Raw genomic sequence first — 23,463 nt, 5'->3', positions numbered from 1 at the left:
TAATCACATGCTGCTTTTCAGGGCGCTGCTCTGCTGATGGCGCTCCAGCGCCAGTTCGATCAGACGGGTAATCAACGAGCGATAATCCAGACCGGCTGCCTGCCAGAGCTTCGGATACATGCTGATGTTGGTGAAACCAGGCAAGGTATTGACTTCATTGACGATGATTTCCCCGCCTTCAGTCAGGAACACATCGACACGCGCCATCCCGCTGCATTCCAGTGCCTGAAACGCCTGCAATGCCACGGCGCGAATCGCTTCGCTATCGTCTGTGCTGATCGTGGCGGGGACAACTACCTGTGCACCGTTCTCGCTGATGTACTTGGTGTCATACGAATAAAACGCATCGTGCACCACCACTTCACCGCAGGGGCTGGCGACCGGCTCATCATTGCCCAATACGGCGCATTCGATTTCGCGTCCCTTAATACCTTGCTCAATCAATACCTTGCGATCGAAGGTAAAGGCGAGATCGAGCGCTGCCGCAAATTCTTCGAGACGGCTGACTTTACTGACGCCAACCGAAGAACCCTGATTCGCCGGTTTGATAAACAGCGGCAGGCCAAAACGATCCACCACCGCCTGTGCATCAAGCCGGGCACGTTGCGCCTGAGTGACGCTAATCCAGGGGGCAACCTTAAGACCGGCATCGCGCAGCAGACGTTTGGTGAAATCTTTATCCATGCTGACGGCGGAACCCAGTACGCCAGAACCGACAAACGGTAGATTAGCCATGCGCAGCAGGCCTTGTAGCGAGCCATCCTCGCCCAGCGTACCGTGGACAATCGGGAAAATGACATCAACCTGCGACAACGGGTGGGCATTCTGACGCGTGATCAACTGCTGCGATGCCTGGCCGGGCACCAGCGCCACATTCTCGCCAGAGCGATTAAGGGCAATCAGTGAGGGGTTCTCTGCATTTAGCAGAAAGCCGGATGCATCATTCAGATGCCACTCGCCCTGTTTATCGATGCCCAGCAACACCACTTCAAATTTGCTGGTATCAATGGCCTCAAGAATATTTTTGGCTGATTGTAATGACACTTCATGCTCGGCTGATTTACCACCGAAAATGATCCCCACACGTTGTTTTGCCATTGTTTTTTGTCCGATTGCGATAAAGCGAATGGCTAAGATAGCACGGGGTGGTAAGAGGGGAAATCAGATGAGGAGAAGGGCGGAGAGCGGCAAAAAAATCCCCTCGAAAGAGGGGATGTGTGATTATGAGATTCTGTTTCTTCGGGCATCATGATGTAACGCGCCGTGGACTTTCCTTTCATGATTGCCACAACTGTTTATTGATGCCAGATACTTTCCGCAATCCGGATATCTACACAGGTAAGTAAATTCTTTGGTATGCGTGTTGATATGGTTATCCAGAGCGTAGCTTGAAACCAGACGTAGCCCACACATTGGACATTGAAACTGAAATTCAGTGTGGGAAGATGAAATATGAATACCAAGAATATCTTTTGATTTATAAAACTTCCCACATCCAGGTTCATTACAACGAAAAGATGCTTTGCTGGCATGGGCATTTTTTATATGTCGGTTCAAATCTCCTTTTGTCTTAAAACGAGAGACACAATCCGATCTGGGGCATTGTACTTCGCGTGAATTATTATGTTGTGACAGATGTTGTGAAAGTAAGGTGCGACTATTAAAACTGGCATTGCAATCCCGGCGTGTGCAGCGGAAACTTACCGGTGCATGTTGCTTACGATGTTGATAAAAGCTCTCTTGATGTTTATATGCATTTCCACATCCCGGCCAATCACACTTATAGAATAGAATGTTATGTTCATCACTCAGGTGGTTCGTATAATTATTTTTACGATCGAAACTTTCACCGCAATAAGGGATGCGGCAGGTGTATTTGATCGTAGGTTGTTCAATGATTACACTTTCGTCTAATATGTTTTTCTTGTCCAGACTCCTGTAGTCTTCATTCGCTGCAACATACTCTTCATCAGTCAATTTGTCATTTTTTCGATGTTTCGCGATGCCTTCTTGTTTCATCCAGATAAAAAAACCCTCATCATCATCGATATATATTTTTCCACCCTCTTCACGCATTCTACCGTCAAGGTCGCTGAAGGTTATGGGATTATTTATGGTGATGGAAAAAACATTCATTCCATCGATTTCTCCTGCCGGATCAGGATTCATCCAGCGCATTATCCAGGGGGCATAATATCGATAACCATAATAAACCAGGCCAGTTATGTCGCGCTCTTTACCTGAATAATGAAGGGTTTTATAACATGCTTCTATTTGGCTGCGCGTTAACCAGATGGCTGTTCCGCCGTAAGGATAATATTCTTCGCGGCTGATGATTCCCGCTTCGCCATCAATTTCCAGTGTACTGCTGTGATTCCGATTCTGAATGCTGTGGCGTTGAAGTTGGTTATCCGTTCCTTCAGGCATACCTGACAACCAGCAGTAGATTCGCAAATTATTGACGGTTATCACCGCTAATTTTTCTTTCTGTCTGGTTCCCGTATGGCGCATACGCATTTCAATTCCTGGCAAATAACGGATGACATGCTGTTGCACCGAATTGGCATTTTTTTGTGACGAGGATTTTAGCACGCGTGTGCCAGGCACGCAGTAACGATACTGCTCACGCTGCATGATATTTCCGTTTGATTGCATTGTACTTTTCTCCATCAGGATGAAAAGCGCAGGATTATAGAAATCATATCCAAAAAATAGTCTTCCCTGATGTCAGGGTTGAAAAAAAATTCCCCTCGGAAGAGGGGATGCCTAATCTATTCAGGCTAACACCAGGGAAATAATGCCTTGACTATACCAAAGTATAGCTTGCGTAAATGTCGGGTTGATCAAAAAAATGGCAAATATATTCTCGTGAGTAGTAACAGCAGCAGGATCATACCGACGACTTCGCTTAATGCTTGCCAGTTACGCGATGGGTTTAACTGGAAGGCATTACGTAATGACTTGAAATTTATTGATGTTATTTTTTCAAGGTAACGAATTATTAATCTGATATTTTTATTTTTTTTCATAAAAAAATATGAAAATTCCTGGTGTTTAATTGCATGGAACTGTTTACTGTCAGCCGTTTTTTTCTGCGATACATGCCGAAATATGTAATTTCAGGCGTTGCATTCCTTCAGAACTCTCATTTATATTGCGCAAGAATTACACACGGAAAGATTTGTCCTGCCATTTTCCCTGCCATTTTTACAAGGAGTAAATATGAGCAATTCTTATCAAAATGAGATCCCGAAGGCGCGAGTCAATATCAAACTGGACCTACATACAGGGGGGAGCCAGAAGAAAGTTGAACTGCCACTTAAGTTATTGGTTACGGGGGATTTTAGTCATGGTCAGGAAACTCGCCTGATTTCTGAACGAGAAAAAGTCGAAGTTAACAAAAACAATTTCAACAATGTACTGGCGGAGTTTTCGCCTGCCATCAATCTGAATGTACCGGATACACTTGCCGCTGACGGCAGCGAACAGTGGCTGAACCTGACTTTCCGCGAGATCAGCGACTTTGAACCGGAACAGGTTGCCCGCCAAATCCCGCAACTTAAAGCGATGCTCGCGATGCGCAATTTGTTGCGCGACCTTAAATCCAACCTGCTCGATAACGTTACCTTCCGCAAAGAATTTGAAGCCATCCTGAAAGATCCCGCGCTGAGCGATGAATTGCGCGCTGAACTGACCTCCCTGGTGCCAGAAAAGGCCTGATCACCCGTCATTTAATGGATTAATACGAGAGAATAGTCATGTCTGCAAAGAATGAAACTGCTACTGGCGGTCAAACGACTGTGCTTGAAAGACCAGCTTCGGCCGGTATTTATAACTCCCTGTTCGAAAAAATTAATCTCAATCCGGTGTCGCAACTTCGTGAGTTAGACATCTGGCAGGACAATCAGGCAATGTCCGATGCCAGTGCGGATGAACGCGTTACCGCAGCGATGCAGGTGCTACTGGAATGCCTGAAACAACATGGTTCGAAAGTTGAGAAGCTCGACAAAACGTTGCTGGATCTCCACATTGCACACCTTGATCAACAAATCAGTCGCCAGCTTGACCTGGTAATGCATCACCCCGCTTTTCAGCAAGTTGAGTCCACCTGGCGTGGTCTGAAATCTTTGGTTGATAAGGCCGATTTTCGCCAGAACGTCAAAATTGCCCTACTGGACCTTTCCAAAGAAGCCCTGCGTCAGGATTTTGAAGATTCACCGGAGATTATCCAGAGCGGCCTCTATCTGCAAACATACGTCAGCGAGTATGACACTCCCGGTGGTGAACCCATTGCGGCGATGATCTCGGCGTGGGAGTTTGATGCTTCAGCCCAGGATATTGCCCTGTTGCGTAATATCGCCAGGGTGGCGGCCTCGGCACATATGCCATTTATTGGTTCCGTCGGCCCGGCATTTTTCCTGAAAGAAAATATGGAAGAGGTCGCCGCCATCAAGGATATCGGCAATTACTTCGACCGCGCCGAGTACATCAAGTGGAAGTCCTTCCGGGAAAGTGATGATGCGCGTTATATCGGCCTGACTATGCCCCGTGTGCTGGGACGTCTGCCTTATGGTCCGGATACCGTGCCGGTGCGTAGCTTTAATTACGTCGAGGAGGTGAAAGGCCCGGATCATGACAAATATCTGTGGATTAACGCGTCCTTCGCCTTTGCCGCCAACATGGTGCGCAGTTTTATCCACAATGGTTGGTGCGTACAAATTCGCGGTCCACAGGCGGGTGGTGCAGTACAGGACTTACCTATCCACCTCTACGATCTTGGCACGGGTAATCAGGTAAAAATACCTTCCGAAGTGATGATCCCGGAAACCCGTGAATTTGAGTTTGCCAATCTCGGCTTTATTCCGCTGAGCTACTACAAAAACCGCGATTATGCCTGCTTTTTCTCGGCTAATTCGACGCAAAAGCCGGTTCAGTATGACACTGCCGATGCCACCGCCAACAGCCGCATCAACGCACGACTGCCTTACATTTTTCTGCTATCGCGAATTGCGCACTATCTGAAGATGATCCAGCGTGAAAATATCGGTACCACCAAGGATCGACGTCTGCTGGAGATGGAGTTGAACACCTGGGTACGTAGCCTGGTCACGGAGATGACTGATCCCGGCGATGATCTTCAGGCATCGCACCCCCTGCGCGACGCTCGGGTGGTGGTGGAAGACATTGAAGATAATCCCGGCTTTTTCCGCGTGAAGTTGTTCGCGGTGCCGCATTTCCAGGTGGAAGGCATGGATGTCAACCTGTCGCTGGTTTCACAGATGCCAAAAGCGAAATCGTAAGGGTGGTAATCAGGGATGAAAACCGAACAACCGCTGTGGGGGCGGGGGGTGATGATCTCGCCCCAGCATTTCCAACAGCAGATGGCCTGGATGGATTGGCGCAGTGAGTGTCTGGCAAACATGGGGCTCAATCATCCCTGGGGGGTATTTCAGGCTGAGTTTGAACTGGAATCGCTAAGGCAGGGTCGGCTTCAGCCCCGGCATCTGCGGGTCCGTTTTCGCGATGGAACGCTGATTGATACGCAAAATGCCGATCCACTCCCTCCGACACTGACATTGGGTTCTGAGCACAAGGAGGGGGTCGTGGTGCTGGCGCTTCCGCAAATGTACGCCAACGGCGGCAATTGTCTGCAACCCGACCAGGTGGCGGAACGTCCGGTGCGTTTTCGTCAGCACTGGCGCGACATTCGCAATCTGTTTGGTGATGACTCAAAACAGATTGCCGTGTTGCATCCGGAGCTGGCGCTGCGCTTTGCCCATCAGGACAACAGCGATTGGTTGACCTGTCCACTGGTGCGTCTGCAACGGGATGCGCAGGGAACCTGGGCAATTGACAGCCAGTTTCTTCCCCCGCTGCTGGTGATGAGTGGACATCGCGGGTTAATGACTTCTCTGGAACAACTGATGACGCAGCTGCGTGCGCGGCTGGTTCGTCTGATGGCGATGCGTCGTGAGAGCAACCAGCGTATGGCTGATTTCGCTGTCGCAGATGTGTCGTTGTTCTGGTTGTTAAATGCGTTGAACAGCGCTGAGCCGGTACTGGCAAATTTCTTGCGCTATCCGCAAAGCGCGCCAGAGCGATTATATCCGGAACTGGCACGGCTGGCGGGTAGCTTGCTGACATTTTCCCTTGAGCACCAGGTCAACGCGATACCTTGCTATCAGCATGATGATCTCAACAATGTATTTCCGCCGTTATTGAGGCTGCTTTCCCAGCTGCTGGAAGCCAGCCTGCCTTCACGCGTGGTGGCGATTGAGATGAGCCATGATCGCAGGCTGCGCCAGTGGCGTGCTCGCCTCAATGATCCTCGTTTGCGTGAAGAGGCGGATTTCTATCTTTCGGTACGCTCACCCTTACCCGTGGTGCAACTTCAGGAACAGGTTCCACGTCAGTGCAAAGTGGGCAGCCCGGATGATGTTGTCAGCCTGGTGAACACTTCACAGTTGGGGGTTCCACTCCAGCCATTGAGCCATGTTCCAGCCGCCATTCCGTTGCGGCTGGAAAATCAATATTTCTCACTCGACCTGTCGCATCCGGCAGCACGCGCGATGCTGGAGAGCGGCTGCTGCATGTTTTACGTCCCCGGTACCCTGGGTGACCCGGAACTTGAACTCTTTGCGGTACTAAGAACATGAGTGACAACCAACTGGAAAGTCCCGTGGATATTGATGCACTGATGCTGAACTGCTGGCTCCAGGTCATCAGTCTTCGGCATCAGCCACAATTCAGGGAGGGAGAGGGCAAAGCGTTATGGCAGCGTTGCGTGACTGACATTGAGCGGGTTCAGAAAGCCCTGCGTAATGCAGGCGTCAGTGACGAAAGCCGTCACGATATCCTGCGCGCGCATTGTGCATTACTCGATGAAGCGGTCAAGGGGCGTGGCGTGCAGGATGATGCCTGCACGCAGTGGTATCACCTGCCGCTTCAGGGGCACTTTCTGCATACCATCGATGCCGGTGAAACGTTGTGTGACCGGATGCGGCAGGTACTTAGCCAGTCCGCTGCGGATGCTCAGGTAGTGAAGTGCTTTCATCGGGTGATGTTGTTGGGATTCCTTGGCGGCTATCCGTCGCTGGACGTTGCGGAGCGTCAAAACCTGATCGGTGCGCTCAATGAACGTGTTCCCCCTTGCTCGCTCACCACTGATCAGCCTCTGTTGGTTGGGGCTGGCAGCGGTTTGTCGCAGGGCGTGTTGAGCCACTGGCCGGTTCGCCTGGGAATTGCCGCGTTGCTGTTGTTGGCTTTGTGGTGGGGGCTGGATCGCTGGCTGGATCAACTGATAGCGACACTGCTGCCAGAGGTGAAAGGATGAAGTCTGCACTTCAGCGTTGGAAGATGTGGTGGGCTTCTTTCCGTCGTCCTCCATATTCTGCTCCGTCATTCAGTAAGGCTTTGCCAGAAGCGGGCTATCGCCTGCCGGTGGTGCTGTGTTGCGGCGATGACGCAGAGGGCTGGCCGCAGGGAGAATTTGTCCGACTCGTGCCACAGGGGTGCTGGATACGCATCACGGCCAGCAGCGAGCTCCAGCATGTTTTGCGTCAGTTGCTGCAATGTCGTCCTGGCTGGGGTGGGCAGATTGCCGTCTGTATCAGCGTTAATCCGCAGCAGCATACACAACAGTCAGCGCTGGAAAACCAGCTTCATGAATTACGTTGGCAAATTGGTGTGCTGCGGCGTGAAACGCGGCAGGCGTTGCCGTTGCTGATAACTATCAGAGTGGCGGGCAACGTCACGCTGACGGCAACTCCTCTGTGGCAAGTCACGACCTCAGAGGGGGGAACGCAGATCTGGTACCAGGGACAGGCACCACAATCCATCGAGCAGTGGTTAGCAAAGGCGGATAGCACCGTGCTACAGCAGCAGATGCTGTTTAACGCGGTGGAGCGCGGTTTCAGTCAGCAGGTGCGCCAGATCTTTACTGCGCAGCATCCGGATGTTGATGCAGTGCCACCTTATGCCATCCTCAGCGCGCTGCAATCCGCGCTGGTGCAGGAACAGCCGGATTCACTTTGGCGGCAATGGCTGTCCAGGCACACCGCTTTGCAGTTGGTTGCTGGCTGGTCGGCAAACCAGGATGAGTATGCCCAACCTGATTTCCTCCTACCCTTGTTACCTCGCGGGCAGGGCTTTACCCCTTTTCGCCGGGCGCTGCCGGTTATCCTGACGGGCTTGTTTGTTTCCGCGATCATCGCGATGAGTTGCAGCGCATGGCACAACCAGTCGCTTATCCGTCGTATCGCGTTTGATCTCGCCAGTTACCAGGCTATCGCCATGACTGAGGCAGCGCCAAAAGCGGCGGCAGTTGCGGTACTGAGAGAGGATGCTGCTCAGCTGAACCACTGGGCTCGACAGGGGGCACCTTTGTATCTGGGACTGGGGCTGTATCGTGGTGAGCGTCTGCACCTGCCCGTCTTGAATGCTATCCGCAGCTGGCAGCCTCCTCCACTGCACCCACTCCAACCTGAACCCCAACCGACGATTGCCCAGCTTGACAGCCTGGCCTTGTTTGATTCTGGCAAAGCCGTGCTGAAACCGGGCTCTACCAAAGTACTGATTAATGCCCTGATTGGCATTCGAGCCAGACCGGGCTGGCTGATTGTGATCAGCGGCCATACCGACAATACCGGCGATCCCGGATTTAATCAGCAGCTTTCACTGAAGCGTGCCGAAGCCGTGCGTAACTGGATGCGGGACACCGGTGCTATAGCGGAGAGCTGCTTTGCGGTGCAGGGATACGGTGTCAGCCGTCCTCTTGCTACCAACGATACATCGGAGGGGCGCGCGACCAACCGGCGTGTCGAAATCCATCTGGTGCCGCAGGCAGATGCCTGTCAGGTGCCAGATGACACCCTGCTGTCATCACGGGATGGTGACGGTAATCAACACTTAACGGAGTAAAAATTATGGCGATTCCAGTTTATCTGTGGCTGAAGGACGATGGCGGCGGGGCGATTAAAGGCTCGGTCGAGGCTGAAAACCGTGAAGGAAGCATTGAGGTGGTTGCAATGAAACATCAGGTGCATATCCCCACCGATGACAACACCGGCAAGGTGACAGGCACACGTATCCATGCGCCATTGCAGTTTACCAAAGCGATCGACTCCTCCAGCCCCTATCTCTACAAGGCGGTGAGCACCGGCCAGACGCTTGAGAGTGCTGAACTGAAATATTACCTCATCGATAGTGGTGGGAACGAAGTGGAGTACTTCAACATCAAGCTGGAAAAAGTCAAGGTGGTAAAGGTGAGTCCACTGGTGCATGACATCAAAGACGCCACCAAAGAGAAGCGCAATCACCTGGAAGATATTGAGCTGCGCTACGAGAAAATCACCTGGAACTATAAAGACGGCAACCTTGTTCATTCTGATGAGTGGAATGCGCGACCTGTCGCGGTTGCTGCTGGCTAAACCAGCGCGGGCGGCATTGCCGCCCGCTTTTATTCTGCTCGGCAAACAACACCGGAAGTTCACACCTGATGGGCATGGGTTACGGCCAGGGGCGGTAGCGTGCCTGAATTGGAGAAAGAGATATGGAACATCAATCCGCCGTTTTGTTACGGCGCCTCAATCCCTTCTGCGCGCGAGCCCTCGAGGCTGCGGCCTGTTTATGTCAGACGCGTGCCCACGCAGAGATCACGCCTGAACACTGGCTGCTGAAGTTACTGGAGGCAGGGGAAGGTGATCTGACGGTGATCGCCCGCCGTTATGCATGGGATTTGGATGCCATCTGGCAATCTTTGTTGCGTTATCTGGATACTCTGCCTCGTACCGTACGCAGCAATCCCTCGCTTTCAGCTCGCTTGCAAACATTGCTGAAGCAGAGCTGGTTGTGTGCTTCGCTGGAAAATGAAAGCACTCAGATTCGCACGCTCCATGTGTTGATGGCGATCGTGGATACCCCAGCGCTGCTGGTGTGTGATGAACTCTGGCCGCTACTGACATTGGGTAAAACTCAGCTTGATCGCTTGTGCCCACTGCTTGAAGAACAGTCCGATGAGCGGGTCAGACCCCCTGAGATTTTTAGTGCCACAGCGGCATTGCCTGTTCCCGGTGTAAAACACGATGCACATCAGGCGGTGCTGGATCGTTTTACCCTTGATCTTACGGCCCGCGCCCGCGCTGGCCATATCGATCCGGTATTCGGGCGTGACAATGAAATCCGTCAGATGGTGGATATCCTCGCCCGCCGACGCAAAAACAATCCGATTCTGGTGGGGGAACCTGGCGTGGGTAAAACCGCGCTGGTGGAGGGGCTGGCGTTACGTATCGTGCAGGGAAACGTACCGGATAGCCTGAAGTCAGTTAGCGTTCGTACTCTTGATCCGGGCCTGCTCCAGGCGGGGGCGGGTGTAAAAGGTGAGTTTGAACAACGGCTGAAAAATATCATTGCGGCAGTACAGCAGGCAACCAGCCCGGTGCTGCTGTTTATTGATGAAGCCCATACCCTGATCGGTGCAGGCAATCCGGCGGGTAGCGTCGATGCTGCCAATCTGCTGAAACCGGCACTGGCAAGGGGGGAACTCCGCACTATCGCGGCCACTACCTGGGGTGAATACAAACAATATTTCGAACGTGATGCAGCATTGGAACGGCGTTTTCAACGCGTGCAGGTTGATGAGCCAGATGATGAAACCGCTTGCCTGATGCTACGCGGCCTGAAACCCCGCTATGCACAACACCACGGCGTCTACATTTCAGACGAGGCGGTGCGTGCTGCGGTGGCCCTGTCGCGGCGTTATTTGACGGGCCGCCAACTGCCGGATAAAGCCGTTGATCTGCTGGACACCGCCAGTGCGCGGGTACGCATGAGCCTGGACACTGTGCCGGAATCGCTGGTACGACTCAGGGCGCAAATTGTCGCGCTTGAGATCGAACAACAAGCATTGCTGGAGGATTGTGCTGTCGGCCATTATGACGGCAACAACCGCCTGGCGGAGACCCGGCAGCTTATCCGCCAGCATAATGACGATCTGGCTGTGCTGGAAACGCGATATCAACAGGAAAAAAAACTAACGGAACAGCTGCTGGCTTGCCGCAGCGATCCTTCCCGCGAACAGGAGATTGCCGCGCTACAGGATGAGCTGATTAAGGTTCAGCAGACTGCACCACTGCTGGCGCTCGATGTGGACGCACGCACGGTGGCGAATGTCGTCGCTGACTGGACTGGCATCCCGCTCTCCTCATTAATGAAAGATGAACAGAGTGAGTTGCTGATGCTGGACAACGTGCTGGCCCAGCGCATTGTTGGACAAGATCACGCGCTGCATGCAATTGCACAGCGGTTGCGGGCAACCAAAACCGGTCTCGCTGCGGAAAATGGCCCACAAGGGGTATTTCTGCTGGTGGGTAGCAGCGGATCCGGAAAAACCGAAACCGCCCGGGCGCTGGCGGATGCCCTTTACGGTGGTCAGCGCTCGCTTATCACCCTCAACTTCAGCGAATATCAGGAAGCGCATACTGTCAGTCAGCTTAAGGGTTCACCTCCGGGATACGTCGGTTATGGTCAGGGCGGTATCCTGACGGAAGCGGTACGTAAGCGTCCCTATAGCGTGGTGCTGCTGGATGAAGTGGAAAAAGCGCACCCTGATGTGTTGAACCTGTTTTATCAGGTATTCGATCGCGGAGTTATGCGCGACGGTGAAGGTCGCGAGATCGATTTTCGCAATACCGTTATCCTGATGACCTCCAATCTCGGCAGCGACCCACTGATGCAACTCCTGGAGGAACATCCCGACACCAGCGATGCTGAGCTACAGGAACGGTTACGTCCACTGCTGCGTGACCATTTTCAGCCTGCCCTGCTGGCACGCTTCCAGACGGTGATCTACCGGCCACTCACACCGGCAGCGATGCGCACCATCGTTGCCATGAAGTTGGACCTGGTCAGCCAACGCCTGGCTCAACATTATGGCGTCTGTACCAGGCTTGAAGAAAACCTGTATGACGCTCTCACCTCCGCCTGCCTGCTGCCGGATAGCGGCGCACGTAATATCGACAATCTGCTGAACCAACAGATTCTCCCGGTACTAAGCCAACAACTGCTGACGCTGATCGCTGCCGGGCATAAACCCACCGTCCTGAAGCTGGGCTGGGATATTGAGCAGGGCATTGTGCTGTCTTTGGAAGATCAGAGCGTTGGTGTGGCTGGTGGATAAGCATGGCTACATTCACCCGCTGCGTAAAACGATACCTGTGCTGAACAGCGTGATACTCGCTACTGATTAAAGACCCCTTAAGGATGGAGGAGCCGAAGGTATGTCCGAAATAATCCGTCGTATTTCGTGTGCCGCTTTTTTAGCCGGCATGGTGTTTTTGTCGATCTGTATGCCGTTAAAGGCCGGGGCCGGTGTGATTAAAGCGATTAATCACACCCACTGGGCGATTAATCGCTTCAGTGTTAATGGTCAGTCCGGCATCGATATTATTGGCCCGTATCAGGGTGGCGGGGGAGGCTGTTGTTTTAGCGTACCGGAGAAATGGCAGCCGGGAATGACGGTGAGGGTGGACTGGGAGACCGGGGTGGGTATTTCGATGGATTTTCCGGGTTATCAGAATCGACAAAGATATTTGGAGTGGAAAAAAAATATTGATTCTCAAAAACGCCAGCACAGCAAAACGGTGCCGCTGCCGGATTATAACGGTCAGGATACCTGCGGCATCACCATCCATTTCCTGCCCTGCGACGAAATTAAAGTGACCACCAGTTGCTGGTCGCCGCGAAATGCGAACTACCCGATTAAAGAACCCTTAAGGATGGAGGAGCCGAAGGTATGTCCGAAATAATCCGTCGTATTTCGTGTGCCGCTTTTTTAGCCGGCATGGCGTTTTTGTCGATCTTTGTGCCGTTAAAGGCCGGAGCCGGGGTGATTAAAGCGATTAATCACACCCACTGGGCGATTAATCGCTTCAGTGTTAATGGTCAGTCCGGCATCGATATTATTGGCCCGTATCAGGGTGGAGGGGGAGGTTGTTGTTTTAGCGTACCGGAGAAATGGCAGCCGGGAATGACGGTGAGGGTGGACTGGGAGAGCGGGGTTGGATCTTCTGATGATTTTCCCGGATTTGCTGACTGGGAAAAATATCAGGCCTGGACGAAAAAGAACCACGCGCAAAAACGCCAGCACAGCAAAACGGTGCCGCTGCCGGATTATAACGGTCAGGATACCTGCGGTATCACCATCCATTTTCTGCCCTGCGACGAGATTAAGGTGACCACCAGTTGCTGGTCGCCGCGTAATGCGAACTACCCGATCAAAGAACCCTTAAGGATGGAGGAGCCGAAGGTATGTCCGAAATAACCGACAAAGCACAGGCCTGGTATCCCCCGGCATTTCCGGCGCAGGGCCGTTTACCGGCGGCTGCCACGCTGGTGGGCGAAAACTGCAAAAAGCAGAACAGCCGGGAGCGGGCGTATCGTCAGGAACTCTGTCTGGCTGCCGGACGGCGGGTGGAGCCTCCCTGCTGCAAAACGCTGCATATCAGCCTGTTTTTCGACGGCACCGGCAATAACCTGAATAACGACCTGTATCTGTCTGACCCGCCACATCCGACCAATATCGCCCGGCTGTTCAGTGCCGCCATCGGCAGCGGTTATGCGGGCGGTGTCGGTGCACAACAGGCGCAGTTGTTCGATATCGGGGCGGAGAACTATTTCAAGTTCTATATTCCCGGCGTGGGCACGCCGTTCCCGGAAATTGATGACCTGGATTACAGCACATGGGGGCTGGCATTCGCCAGCTATGGAGAGGACCGGATTAACTGGGCGCTGTTGCGTATTATTGATGTGCTGAAGTTTACCCTGACAGAGCTGTGGATGACCAATGGCGAAAGCCGCGCAGCGCTGGAAAATATGAAAACCAGCTGGGCCCACTTCGGTTTTGGCGGCAGCCATAACCGCTATGAGGAATTTACCCGACAGCTGCGGGCGCTGAAAGCCCGGCTGAAAAACGCACTGGAGCAGCCGGAGCCGGGCAAACCGAAGTTGCTGGGTATCAGACTGTATATTTACGGCTTTTCCCGGGGAGCCGCCGCAGCGCGTGCCTTTGTCAGCTGGCTCAGCGAACTGCTGCCCCCTCCCGCAGCGGACGAAGACAGACCCGAGCAGTGTCTGGCGGTGGAGGGGATGAAAATTCCCCTCAGCGTGGAGTTTCTTGGTCTGCTGGACACGGTGGCTTCGGTGGGAGTGGCACATATGGTCCCTCTGGCTGACGGGCATATGTCGTGGGCGGATGGCACGCTGGAGCTGCCGGATGAGACCACCTACGGCGGCCTGATTAAACGCTGTGTGCATCTGGTGTCTTCCCATGAGCAGCGCCTGTGTTTTCCGCTGGATTCCATCCGGCGCGGCAACGGGAAATACCCGGCGAACAGTGTCGAGGTGATTTATCCGGGCATGCATTCTGATGTGGGGGGCGGCTATCCACGGGGGGACCAGGGTAAAGCTAACGGTAGCGATGACAGCCTTCTGCTTTCACAGATTGTATTAAACGATTTATATGCAGAGGCATTTAAAGCGGGAGCACCGTTAAAAGTACCTGATAAAATACAGATACAAAGTTTAGAGTTACAGAATTGGAGAATAATGGGTGTTGACGTTCTTTCTGATTTTGATGTTGATACAATCTTAGTCGACCGCTTTAACGCCTGGCGCGAACGCACCCTTAACCTCCCCACCCCCGACACCCCTGATGATCTTCAGGCCGCTGATTACCAGCCCACTCAGGCCCCGGTCTGCCTGGAAGTGGCCGCCGATGCACAGATGGCCTGGATAACCGGCTGGCGCATCAACCGTTATGCGCTGAAAACGCTGTTGCAGACTCCTTTCTATCAGCGCGCCACAGACACGCAGGCCAGTCCGGAGGTCCGCAGGCAGGCCAGAATCCAGCGGGATAAGGACCAGGCTGCCGTGGAGGGCAGAAGACGTAAATCGGTAAAGCTGAAAAATTATCTCCCGGAGCCGGGTATTAAAGACTTCGACCCGGATATGGCGCAGACGCAGTTAAGGGAGGCGGCACAGGAATTTGCGGAGGATTATCACAAAGTCTTTCGCAGCCTGAACAGCGCAATGGAGGTGTTGGTGGATAAGACGCAGCAGGTGGTCTTTCTGCTGAACAGCGATGATGAGGAGACGGAGTACCTCAGAATGAAAGCGGCAGGGGAGCAAAAACACCGGGTGCTGCTTGAATCTGCTGACGGGTTGCTTATGGCGTTGTTTGATGACCAGGTGCATGACTCGCGCGCCTGGTTTCTCCACGCCAGTCTGGGCAGTCGTGAACCCTGGGGCAGCTACTTCCGCTACCGGATGATTTACTTTGGCGACAAGTGCAGCAAGTCGCTGGCAGCGCTGGTGGTTGACGGGAAGGTACCGGGGATGGTCACCCAGGATGAGCCAGTTCTCCTCCGCTTCAGGGTCAAATCCGACAGGGACATTCCCCCGGCTCTGGCCGTGTACGACGTGGAGGTAGTGGACCGGCAGAGCGGAGCGCCCGTGCCGCTGCTGGCGGAGTCTGCCAGTCTGCGTCAGTTCACCCGGGAACCCGGTGTGGTGGTGGCACAACAGAGAGCGATCAACAGTGAACAGCATCTGGCCCAGGTGAAAAGCGCCCTTCAGGAAGGATGGCGTGAAAAGGCACAGTCAGCAATCGCATAACCAAAGGATAATCAACGGATGATGAGCGAACTACCTCCCCAACCAATCCAGACCGGTGGAGACCCGCGTACCTTCAGCGAATACGTCACGTTGCGTGATGAGATAGGCAAACTTTCTCATCCTGCCCGGCCTGATGTGGACTGGCGACATGTCGAGAAGCTCTGTCTCGCATTGTTTGAGTTGAATGGCGTGGAGTTGCAAAGCGCCTCCTGGTACACCCTGGCGCGCATACACACGGCTGGGGTGCATGGCTTGAACGAAGGGTTGAGTATCCTCGAGGCGCTGATTGCACGCCAGTGGGCGGTACTGTGGCCGCAGGCCATGTCGGCGCGCATGGATATCATTAGTACCCTGGTACGTCGGCTCCAGAACTTTCTGCGTTGCTGTATGTTTCAGCATCAGGATGAGTTAACGGGATTGTACCGTAGTGAAGCATTGCTCCAGTCACTCCGTGATACGCTCACAGGCTATGGCATGAGAGATGCAGGTCAGACAGGCGCTCTGTACGAGCAGATAAAGTCTGCGATCGCGCATCTTAAGGAGGGCGCGGTAAATATGCCGCAGCCACTCTCCGAACCGCCGACTCCGAAAGTCTATGTCATTCAGCCTACAGTGGGATCGTCAGCTTCAATGTTAAAGCCTTTCGTCAGCGGTGCCTGTTGTGCGCTACTGGCTGGGGCGATGGTATTGGGCAGTGTTGTCTGGTTCAGATATGAGCAAATGCAACAACAGGCGCACATGGAACAACAACGTAGGGTAAAAGAAGCTATTCCGTTTGAGCGCTTACAGAGCTGGCAGCAAGGAATGGCTGAGTTACAGCAATTGACAGAGCAACTTAACCGTCTGGATAAAACGCGCGGCAAATACCTGACGGTAAGTGAATTGAAATCCAGCATATTTTCAGTGATGCAGGCATTTAATCAGCACCCTCCAGTTGAGGAGCAGCTACGGCGTTACGCTGAAGACGAAGGGAATCAGAGCGGTGAACAGGTTCAGATCGAAATATTGCTGAGGCAGTTGGAGTATCGGTATCAGTTGCTGCGGGAGGAGAAGGGAAGCTGATGTTGGTGATAGATAGTTTGAGTTTGGTGGCCCCTGCTGGGTTTGAACCAGCGACCAAGCGATTATGAGTCATATGAATAGCTTGTTCCATCGTTTTTCATCTTAAACCATGTTCGCTTATTAAATGCTATAAAACAGAAGGTTATGTTGATTTCTTCGTTTCATGTTGTTCCGGGATCTTCCTTTCAGTATCATCCTTACGTCACCTGCTACATCACCCAGAAAACAGCAATATAATTCTCGTAAGGACTCTCTCTTGGCAGACAATCTAACGGACTCAATGGTGCGCGGTCTTAAAGCTCGCGACTCGGCTTATCAGGTTTGGGACAAGAGTGGTGAGCGCGGAGCAGGGCGTCTGGGCGTTAAAGTTGAGCCATCCGGGCAGCGAGTTTTCTACTATCGCTACTACTGGGATGCTAAGCGCCACTTTATTCAGTTGGGTCGTTACCCTGAAATGTCGTTAGCTCAGGCTCGTCAGCTTGCGAAAGGTTATGCCGGTACGCTGAAGGAAGGGAAGAACCCTAAGGTCGAAAAGGCTGAACAGGAAATCGCGCTGGAAAAGCAAAAACGTGCCGAACAGTTAAAGGGCAGCATCGAGCAGCTTATTCAGGGTTACACCAACAAAATGCGGGAAGATGGAAAGCGGACATGGCAGCAGGTGTTGTACCGTCTGGAAAAGGAAACCTATTCCTTTATCGCCAAAGATACCAAAGCTAACGAAGTCACACCGCTACATATCAAACAGATTTTGTCTGCCATTATTCAGCGCGGGGCGAGCGTTGAAGCTAACCGTGTCCGCTCTTATCTGATGGCGGCGTTCAACTATGGGCTCAAAGCGGACAACGATCCGGCCAACCACCAGCAGAACGTGATGTTTGGACTTGAGATGAACCCGGTAAGCGTCATCCCTAAACAGTCCGCTGCAGAGAAAGCGGGAACCAACTGGCTTAAATTGAATGAACTGCAACAGCTGATGGGTGACTTTCCCAAAACGCCCAGCGTCGGGAGCACGGTGAGTTTGCTGCTTAATTTATGTGTTTACGCTGGTGGTCAGCGCCCGCATGAACTGGCTTCCAGTCGGTGGGATGCCGTGAACTGGGAAGAAAAAACGCTGTTGATCGTCGCTGATGTATCAAAGAATAAGCGTGACCATCTGGTTCCGTTAACGGATTCAGCGGTCGAAATTCTGGAAAGGCTGAAGCTAGAAAATGTTAACGATAGCCTGTTTATCTTCCCGCAGAGGTTGGATGCAGGTAAGCATCTTCGGACTGACAGTTTTGCGCAGGCAATTATCTATTATCGCGAGCATTTTCCTGATCATTCGGTATTTGTTGCGAGAGATTTGAGGAGGACCTGTAAAACGCTTATGGGGGAAATCGGTGTCTCGAAAGAGCTGCGCGACCGTATTCAAAACCATGCATTGCAGGATGTCAGTTCAAAGCACTATGACCGTTATGATTATCTTAGCGAGAAGCGTAAAGCGCTGGAGTTGTGGGAGCGGCGTGTCAATAAAGGTGAAAATTATAACAGCAATGTTGTCAATCTTTTCCGCTAACTTGTATAAGATCAGACCTGACAGTTATTGGTTAGTGTTATCAGTATCTGTCAGGTTGTAAGGAATTTGAACTCTTTCTGCGTAATAATTCTGTGAGTATTCTGACACTTGATCTGTCAAGTCAGTGTTGAAGAGTCCTTTCAAACCCCTAAAAAATCTATTACGCAGCTTCGGGCCATATTGTTTTTAGCAATTTAACGACGTGATATTAAAGGTGTGTTTAACATTTGTTCATAGTAAAAATCTTCACATCTTTGATAACTATCCCAAACCTCAACTTCTATAATGTCATCTTGGTGGTTGTTGATTAAATTAGAAATGAGACGATGGCAATTGTAGTAGTTATTGCCTCTTTCTTTAAGTCGCTTTACTACTTCTTTTTGCATCTCATTGCAATGAAATCTAAGCCTTGAATTTTCAGGAGAGTGCTTCTCGTGGTGAATATTTAATGTATATTCAAATTCTAAGCTTTCACTTTTCCTTTTGACTAAAGAAAAGTTTAAACCATAGTGCTGTTCTATAATTATTTCGTGACCTTGAATTTGAATCTTATCCCACATGCCATTATAAACAGACTTCCAAAGGAAGCCATGCGTATTATAGAAGTTGAATGTTTTATCATATAGTGTTTTGTTTAATTTAAATGTTCGGAAATAAACCCTCGTGTTTTTAATGGTTTCTGGGGTTAGATTAACATCAAAAATTCTTAAATCCGAAAGAGATGGAGGGTTATATTTTATAATCATGAGCTTCTCAGTAAGTCGGTTAATGGTTTTTTAAATATCAGCCTTTCATTCAGTTAGAAAGGTATATGTTACAGTGAATTAATTGATGGCCAACGAAATTCGTAACGCCCGCCAACCATAACGATTTTTGGTCTTATCCAGTTCAATGATTCTAAGAACCTGGACCCTATGGCCATCTAAACCATCTGAGATTAAATTTTTTGGAACAAAAGTATCGCCTACAAAAGCAAACCCTTTTTCTGTGACACGGAGAACATCTTCATATTCACCGGAATCTGTCAGAGGTTGCGCCATAGTAGATGTAATCGCTAACACGGAAAGCTCTTCTTGAGCAATAGTAACTAATACATAATCGCCTGGTTTTGGTGGTTCTTTTTCTTTCCAAATACTCATTCGAACGGAGAGGGCTTGTTTGCGGTTAAGCCAGACATGAAATCCCCGATCACCAGGGTGGATGTTTTGTACAATAGCCAACTTCTGAATCCGCTCACCAAACAGATAATCGCTTGATGTCTGTGAATGTTCCTTTAGAAAAGGATGTAATGTAGACACGTCCGTGTTCGCTTTATACCAAGATTGAATGAGAAATTTTTCCAGATCACTTTTAATCTGCCAGCCATTCTTTACATAGCAATTTATAGCTCGCAGGACACATGCGGACGCTTCATTATAAAATCCTTCAGCAGCCAGTAGAGTAGCAAACCCTTTCAACGTCGGTAGTGCCAACGTGTCATCATGAGCACAACTTAGGGCCTTGGCGAAAAGAGAAATAGCCGCTTTGGGATCATCCTGGCGGTAGGTTGCTGCCAGAGCTCCCCAAGCCCATGCTTCGTTCTGTTTTTTACGAAGTACCGGCAATACTCTTTTTCTTGCTTCTTCATAACGTCTGGCAGCTATGAGACAACGAGACTCATCATAATCAAGCCATATCAATTGTTGTTTATCTTTCACTTCGCGTCGAGTTAATGCTATCAAATCAAGAAGATCATCCAACGGTAATCGACGGGTTTCCTCTTGGCTTATCCAGCACTTAGCTAGTTTACGCGTAAACTTCAGCATTAGACTAGGGGACTCACCTTTTTCACTGATAAAGGGTATTTTATCCTCGATGCTAAATAATGTTTTTGCATGCTTGGTCAGCAGTAGCAACAGTTTCGGAAATTGTTCCATGTTCTGTTGAAATATGAGAAGCAAACTACGATATTCAAACCCCGAATCTGGAAGCTGCAGCCAGATTATCCAGTCTAATAGAAAATCTATGCGTTCTGCTTCTCGTGAGGAGGGTTTAGCATCCAGTTTTCCGGAGGTCGTTCGAGACTTAATTAGCCCTTGTACCTCTTTCAGATAATCGAAGCACACCCAGAAAAAGGAAGATTTTAGACGAATATCCTGAGTGTTATTTTGTACTGCCGTACAGCCAATATCCCATGCAGCACTAATATCACCACTTTTCCTTAGGCGGTTGATTTGCTGATATAGTTTTTCAGACATCAATAAAGTCCACCTTAAACTGTGTGTATGTCGCTTCGGAATCTGCCTGAACCAAATGAATGCTACTGATGATTCCTTTACGTGAAACTGTACTTTCAGAAGGTATGTTAATATCTAATTTTACTTTTCCAATAGAATGTTCAACAATAACAAATGCTTTATAGGGTTTTTCCTCAGCATCAATTATACGCCATCCCTTTGCAGTGATTTCATTTTCAAAGTGAATCATGGCCGAATGAATCGTTTGATTTCGCCAGACCACTGGTTTTTTGAACAGGTTTTCTAATTCATTCTCAAGATGAGCTTCACCTTTAGTTACTTGGAATTTACCCAAGCTGACTTCAAACTTACCGTTATAGTTAAACTCCATTTCCACTTCCCAAGACTCCCTCTGAACCACATACCGCTCCTTGTAGTTATGCTGCGCCACTGATATTACATGCCAGCCAACAGGATTAATGGCCTTTTTTACCTCAATCAATAAAGAATATAATTCAGGTGTTGAAGAATTGAAACCTTCAGGAAGTGCTATTCCAGCATCAATATTGGACAATAACCTATCTGAATTAAAGTGGAAACGTTTCTTGACCACCAGTGGGATTATTTTGGCAGAAGAGAAATGCCATTGAGTTTTTGATAACGGAGTGAGTATGGGATAGCGAAGTATATCCATTTCACACACAGTTCGAGTACTGGCTGTGTAAATCCAGCGATAATAACTGTCAGTAGCGGGATTATCGGTATCATGGGCCACGCTGGCATCCAGAATAACTCGCTGAAAAGGTGCGTGTGACTGAGCGCGATGAACAGTTAATGCCCATGCATAACGAAGACGAGCTGCGTAGGTAAATTGGCTGTTGAGAATCAAATTATTATGTCTGATTTGATAAACCTTAGATGCTTCTTTGTAACGTTTGTCAGCCAGAGCCAGTCTTGCGAGTTCCTTTTCTTCCAATGCGGAAATTGTATCAATTGAGAGTTGGCGTTTTTTTTCATTGTAATTATTTAGAGCATTTTTATAAGATTTAGCATTTTCTTTTAGTACTTTTAAGGCTGCTTTCTCGGCACCTAACTCACTATCCGCCTCTTCTCGGGCCCAGATACGAAGCGCCAAAAGAGTGTCAGATGAGACTTCGGGTTTAATATTAATCAAAAATTCAGGTAGATAAAGTATATTAAACCAGTTGGCGCCAACCTCAAGCGTTACTTTTGCGAATTCAACAACTGTTGGATTATCTCTGCCTTGAAGTTGAATAGTTTTAGTGAAAAAATCATTAGCAGGTTTTTTTACAGTCGCAAACACGCCGGCATGAAGCCTATCGTCTTTCGATATTTCATTTTCATCTCGCGAACAATTTATCGTGTTATTGTAGATTTCGACACGGTCTCCAATAATTAGATGGCCCGATGCTCTTGCCTGTAGGTATTTATTACGTATGCCAAAATTTACCGACTGCGCCCGTTCGTGAGTTGCACAGAGATAGATACTATGATAATGGTGAGAGAGAAGGGCTTCTGCAATCTGGGCAGTCTGTTCACCTCTGGTGATTGTGCGAAATACCTGATGTGTGCATATGGGTAATTGGATGAATTTCTGAGCGGATAGCTGGCCGACTAACTCGCGTTGGAAGTTAAGTTGTTCAGCTGAGATTGTTTTGTCTAAATCCTGAGATTTTAACTCATAAAAACCACATTGAATTTTTAGTTCTTTAAAGATTTGACCTTCAAGAAGGCTTTTATCTCTGGCTCCACGGCGCAGTTGATAGGGATCGCCCAATAAAAGGATTTTTGGTAATGGTCGAGATTCTACACCTGATTTTTCTCCTTTTAGAGCAAGCAGTAAATCAGCGAGTAAGTAGCCACTGCCGTACAGTGCGGTTTCCGAAATGAAATACTCATTTCCCAAAAGATGTGCATCGAATATAACCAGGAAAGACTGCCCTGATTGACTGATTTCTTCGGCATAATCACAGCTTACTGGATAATGAGGTGTATCATTAACTAATCCATCAGGAGTATGGCTATAAAGCCAACTATAAATGCTGGTAACCTCAATGTTATCATTAGCATGCAGTTTTGCAATACGAGCATTGGGTGCAAGGAAGCACTGTGGTCGAATTGAAGCTGGTATTTGTGTCAGTAGTGCTTCAAGCACTTTACTCATACCAGTCCCATATGCGCCTGATAGAGCAAAAACAGGAACGTTAGGGTTCTCTAACCACTCTTTAACTAAAACTAATGCCTGATTTTGTTCGCTATTAAGCTGAGCCGGGCTCCTTACTCTAGAGCTATAATCCGGAAAGCTTATTTCCTTGGGAATATCGTCTGGATGCCAAGATTGTAGGTCCAGTACAGCCAGGATTGATTTGATTTCTTCATCTGAAAGATTTATTTCAGGACTGACAATTGCATTACTAAAACGGAACGCGCCGGAAAAATCAGTGATATGAAACCAGCGACTAATTCCAGGGGGAAGTTGACTCGCATCAAAATTTATTTTTTGCTGGAAGAGGCATAACCCTGCTATATGACCGAGATTGTGTGAGTGATCAAAATGAACACGTTGATTTAGATAATTTAATAATTGATATTTATTCTTTCTGATTTGCAAATAGGGGTTATTTTGGTTTCCACCACGGACTTTAATACCATCTATAAGCCAGCGCCCGTTCTCCGAAAACTTTACTTCACCACCATAATCTTTAAAGTCGATTATTATCAACGCGTTGCGCTTGATGATAATGGCATCTATCTCACATCCATCCACGTAAACATTCCCCAGAAGGTGCAATGCTTCCTCTCGATGTAGCCAGTGATGGCGTAACGTATCATGTAACTGGTTGAAGGCAATGTTTTCGTGGGTATGTTCGAAAGGTTTAGTATGCCAAGCTTTAAATGTCATAAGGCAACGTCGATGTGAGTCAATGAACAAAAAGGTAA

17 protein-coding genes are annotated in these 23,463 nt (G+C 49.8%); 12 read left to right on the top strand and 5 right to left on the bottom strand.

What is annotated here, in order from left to right; all coding sequences use genetic code 11:
- Positions 1–3: 3 nt before the first annotated feature.
- Positions 4–1,098 carry a D-alanine--D-alanine ligase gene (gene ddlA, locus AC6I8R_RS17870; RefSeq protein ID WP_021183493.1) on the bottom strand — a complete coding sequence of 365 codons (1,095 nt, stop codon included), beginning with the start codon at positions 1,096–1,098 and terminating at the stop codon, positions 4–6.
- A 123-nt stretch (positions 1,099–1,221) separates the two neighbouring features.
- The gene (locus AC6I8R_RS17865) at positions 1,222–2,655 is read right to left on the bottom strand and encodes an RHS repeat-associated core domain-containing protein (protein ID WP_497832670.1); all 1,434 of its coding nucleotides are present in this window, start codon (positions 2,653–2,655) and stop codon (positions 1,222–1,224) included.
- 567 nt (positions 2,656–3,222) lie between these two features.
- Here AC6I8R_RS17865 and tssB point away from each other — a divergent pair.
- The 12 genes from tssB (at position 3,223) to AC6I8R_RS17805 (ending at position 18,286) form a co-directional block, all read left to right on the top strand.
- Complete coding sequence (gene tssB / locus AC6I8R_RS17860) at positions 3,223–3,720, top strand: type VI secretion system contractile sheath small subunit (protein WP_021183490.1); 498 nt, start codon at positions 3,223–3,225, stop codon at positions 3,718–3,720.
- 38 nt (positions 3,721–3,758) lie between these two features.
- The gene (tssC, locus tag AC6I8R_RS17855) at positions 3,759–5,300 is read left to right on the top strand and encodes a type VI secretion system contractile sheath large subunit (protein ID WP_415175675.1); all 1,542 of its coding nucleotides are present in this window, start codon (positions 3,759–3,761) and stop codon (positions 5,298–5,300) included.
- 15 nt (positions 5,301–5,315) lie between these two features.
- Positions 5,316–6,656, top strand: a complete 1,341-nt coding sequence (gene tssK / locus AC6I8R_RS17850; RefSeq protein ID WP_497832669.1) for a type VI secretion system baseplate subunit TssK — start codon at positions 5,316–5,318, stop codon at positions 6,654–6,656.
- A complete protein-coding gene (tssL, locus tag AC6I8R_RS17845; protein WP_497832668.1) occupies positions 6,653–7,333 on the top strand; it encodes a type VI secretion system protein TssL, short form in 681 nt (226 codons plus the stop codon). Before tssK ends, tssL begins: the two co-directional genes overlap by 4 nt.
- Positions 7,330–8,919: an OmpA family protein gene (locus tag AC6I8R_RS17840; RefSeq protein ID WP_497832667.1), complete on the top strand. Its 1,590-nt coding sequence runs from the start codon at positions 7,330–7,332 to the stop codon at positions 8,917–8,919. The genes tssL and AC6I8R_RS17840 overlap by 4 nt, the downstream gene beginning before the upstream one ends.
- 5 nt (positions 8,920–8,924) lie before the next feature.
- A complete protein-coding gene (gene tssD / locus AC6I8R_RS17835) occupies positions 8,925–9,428 on the top strand; it encodes a type VI secretion system tube protein TssD (protein ID WP_415175672.1) in 504 nt (167 codons plus the stop codon).
- A 122-nt stretch (positions 9,429–9,550) separates the two neighbouring features.
- Positions 9,551–12,175 (top strand): type VI secretion system ATPase TssH, encoded by a 2,625-nt coding sequence (tssH, locus tag AC6I8R_RS17830; protein WP_497832666.1) that lies wholly within the window; start codon positions 9,551–9,553, stop codon positions 12,173–12,175.
- 148 nt (positions 12,176–12,323) lie between these two features.
- Positions 12,324–12,803 (top strand): Tli1a family immunity protein, encoded by a 480-nt coding sequence (gene tli1a, locus AC6I8R_RS17825; protein ID WP_497832772.1) that lies wholly within the window; start codon positions 12,324–12,326, stop codon positions 12,801–12,803.
- Between the two features lie 35 nt (positions 12,804–12,838).
- Positions 12,839–13,318, top strand: coding sequence for a Tli1a family immunity protein (gene tli1a, locus AC6I8R_RS17820; protein ID WP_497832771.1), 480 nt, complete (start codon positions 12,839–12,841; stop codon positions 13,316–13,318).
- On the top strand, positions 13,306–15,669 hold the full coding sequence (locus tag AC6I8R_RS17815) for a T6SS phospholipase effector Tle1-like catalytic domain-containing protein (RefSeq protein ID WP_497832665.1): 2,364 nt from the start codon (positions 13,306–13,308) through the stop codon (positions 15,667–15,669). Before tli1a (AC6I8R_RS17820) ends, AC6I8R_RS17815 begins: the two co-directional genes overlap by 13 nt.
- 18 nt (positions 15,670–15,687) lie before the next feature.
- A complete protein-coding gene (locus AC6I8R_RS17810; protein WP_497832664.1) occupies positions 15,688–16,731 on the top strand; it encodes a VasL domain-containing protein in 1,044 nt (347 codons plus the stop codon).
- 256 nt (positions 16,732–16,987) lie between these two features.
- Positions 16,988–18,286 carry a tyrosine-type recombinase/integrase gene (locus AC6I8R_RS17805; RefSeq protein ID WP_497832663.1) on the top strand — a complete coding sequence of 433 codons (1,299 nt, stop codon included), beginning with the start codon at positions 16,988–16,990 and terminating at the stop codon, positions 18,284–18,286.
- Between the two features lie 194 nt (positions 18,287–18,480).
- Here the strand turns inward: AC6I8R_RS17805 and AC6I8R_RS17800 are convergent, their stop codons facing one another.
- The 3 genes from AC6I8R_RS17800 to AC6I8R_RS17790 all read right to left on the bottom strand — a co-directional run bounded on the left by AC6I8R_RS17800 (position 18,481) and on the right by AC6I8R_RS17790 (position 23,425).
- Entirely contained in the window at positions 18,481–19,032 is a 552-nt protein-coding gene (locus AC6I8R_RS17800) for a hypothetical protein (protein ID WP_497832662.1), read from the bottom strand.
- 78 nt (positions 19,033–19,110) lie between these two features.
- Positions 19,111–20,523 carry a tetratricopeptide repeat protein gene (locus AC6I8R_RS17795; RefSeq protein ID WP_497832661.1) on the bottom strand — a complete coding sequence of 471 codons (1,413 nt, stop codon included), beginning with the start codon at positions 20,521–20,523 and terminating at the stop codon, positions 19,111–19,113.
- Positions 20,516–23,425, bottom strand: a complete 2,910-nt coding sequence (locus tag AC6I8R_RS17790; RefSeq protein WP_497832660.1) for an NERD domain-containing protein — start codon at positions 23,423–23,425, stop codon at positions 20,516–20,518. Before AC6I8R_RS17790 ends, AC6I8R_RS17795 begins: the two co-directional genes overlap by 8 nt.
- Positions 23,426–23,463: the final 38 nt, after the last annotated feature.

The sequence above is a fragment of the Pantoea sp. X-Soil-OKNW-713 genome, assembly GCF_059730685.1.
Note: the sequence above shows the minus strand (reverse complement) of the source record. Positions and strands in the feature narration are given on the sequence as shown.

Bases quoted from the DNA above. Each gene is read 5' to 3' on its own strand.
- ddlA (WP_021183493.1), bottom strand. From the start codon at position 1,098: ATGGCAAAACAACGTGTGGGGATCATTTTCGGTGGTAAATCAGCCGAG.
- AC6I8R_RS17865 (WP_497832670.1), bottom strand. From the start codon at position 2,655: ATGCAATCAAACGGAAATATCATGCAGCGTGAGCAGTATCGTTACTGC.
- tssB (WP_021183490.1), top strand. From the start codon at position 3,223: ATGAGCAATTCTTATCAAAATGAGATCCCGAAGGCGCGAGTCAATATC.
- tssC (WP_415175675.1), top strand. From the start codon at position 3,759: ATGTCTGCAAAGAATGAAACTGCTACTGGCGGTCAAACGACTGTGCTT.
- tssK (WP_497832669.1), top strand. From the start codon at position 5,316: ATGAAAACCGAACAACCGCTGTGGGGGCGGGGGGTGATGATCTCGCCC.
- tssL (WP_497832668.1), top strand. From the start codon at position 6,653: ATGAGTGACAACCAACTGGAAAGTCCCGTGGATATTGATGCACTGATG.
- AC6I8R_RS17840 (WP_497832667.1), top strand. From the start codon at position 7,330: ATGAAGTCTGCACTTCAGCGTTGGAAGATGTGGTGGGCTTCTTTCCGT.
- tssD (WP_415175672.1), top strand. From the start codon at position 8,925: ATGGCGATTCCAGTTTATCTGTGGCTGAAGGACGATGGCGGCGGGGCG.
- tssH (WP_497832666.1), top strand. From the start codon at position 9,551: ATGGAACATCAATCCGCCGTTTTGTTACGGCGCCTCAATCCCTTCTGC.
- tli1a (WP_497832772.1), top strand. From the start codon at position 12,324: ATGGTGTTTTTGTCGATCTGTATGCCGTTAAAGGCCGGGGCCGGTGTG.
- tli1a (WP_497832771.1), top strand. From the start codon at position 12,839: ATGGCGTTTTTGTCGATCTTTGTGCCGTTAAAGGCCGGAGCCGGGGTG.
- AC6I8R_RS17815 (WP_497832665.1), top strand. From the start codon at position 13,306: ATGTCCGAAATAACCGACAAAGCACAGGCCTGGTATCCCCCGGCATTT.
- AC6I8R_RS17810 (WP_497832664.1), top strand. From the start codon at position 15,688: ATGATGAGCGAACTACCTCCCCAACCAATCCAGACCGGTGGAGACCCG.
- AC6I8R_RS17800 (WP_497832662.1), bottom strand. From the start codon at position 19,032: ATGATTATAAAATATAACCCTCCATCTCTTTCGGATTTAAGAATTTTT.
- AC6I8R_RS17795 (WP_497832661.1), bottom strand. From the start codon at position 20,523: ATGTCTGAAAAACTATATCAGCAAATCAACCGCCTAAGGAAAAGTGGT.
- AC6I8R_RS17790 (WP_497832660.1), bottom strand. From the start codon at position 23,425: ATGACATTTAAAGCTTGGCATACTAAACCTTTCGAACATACCCACGAA.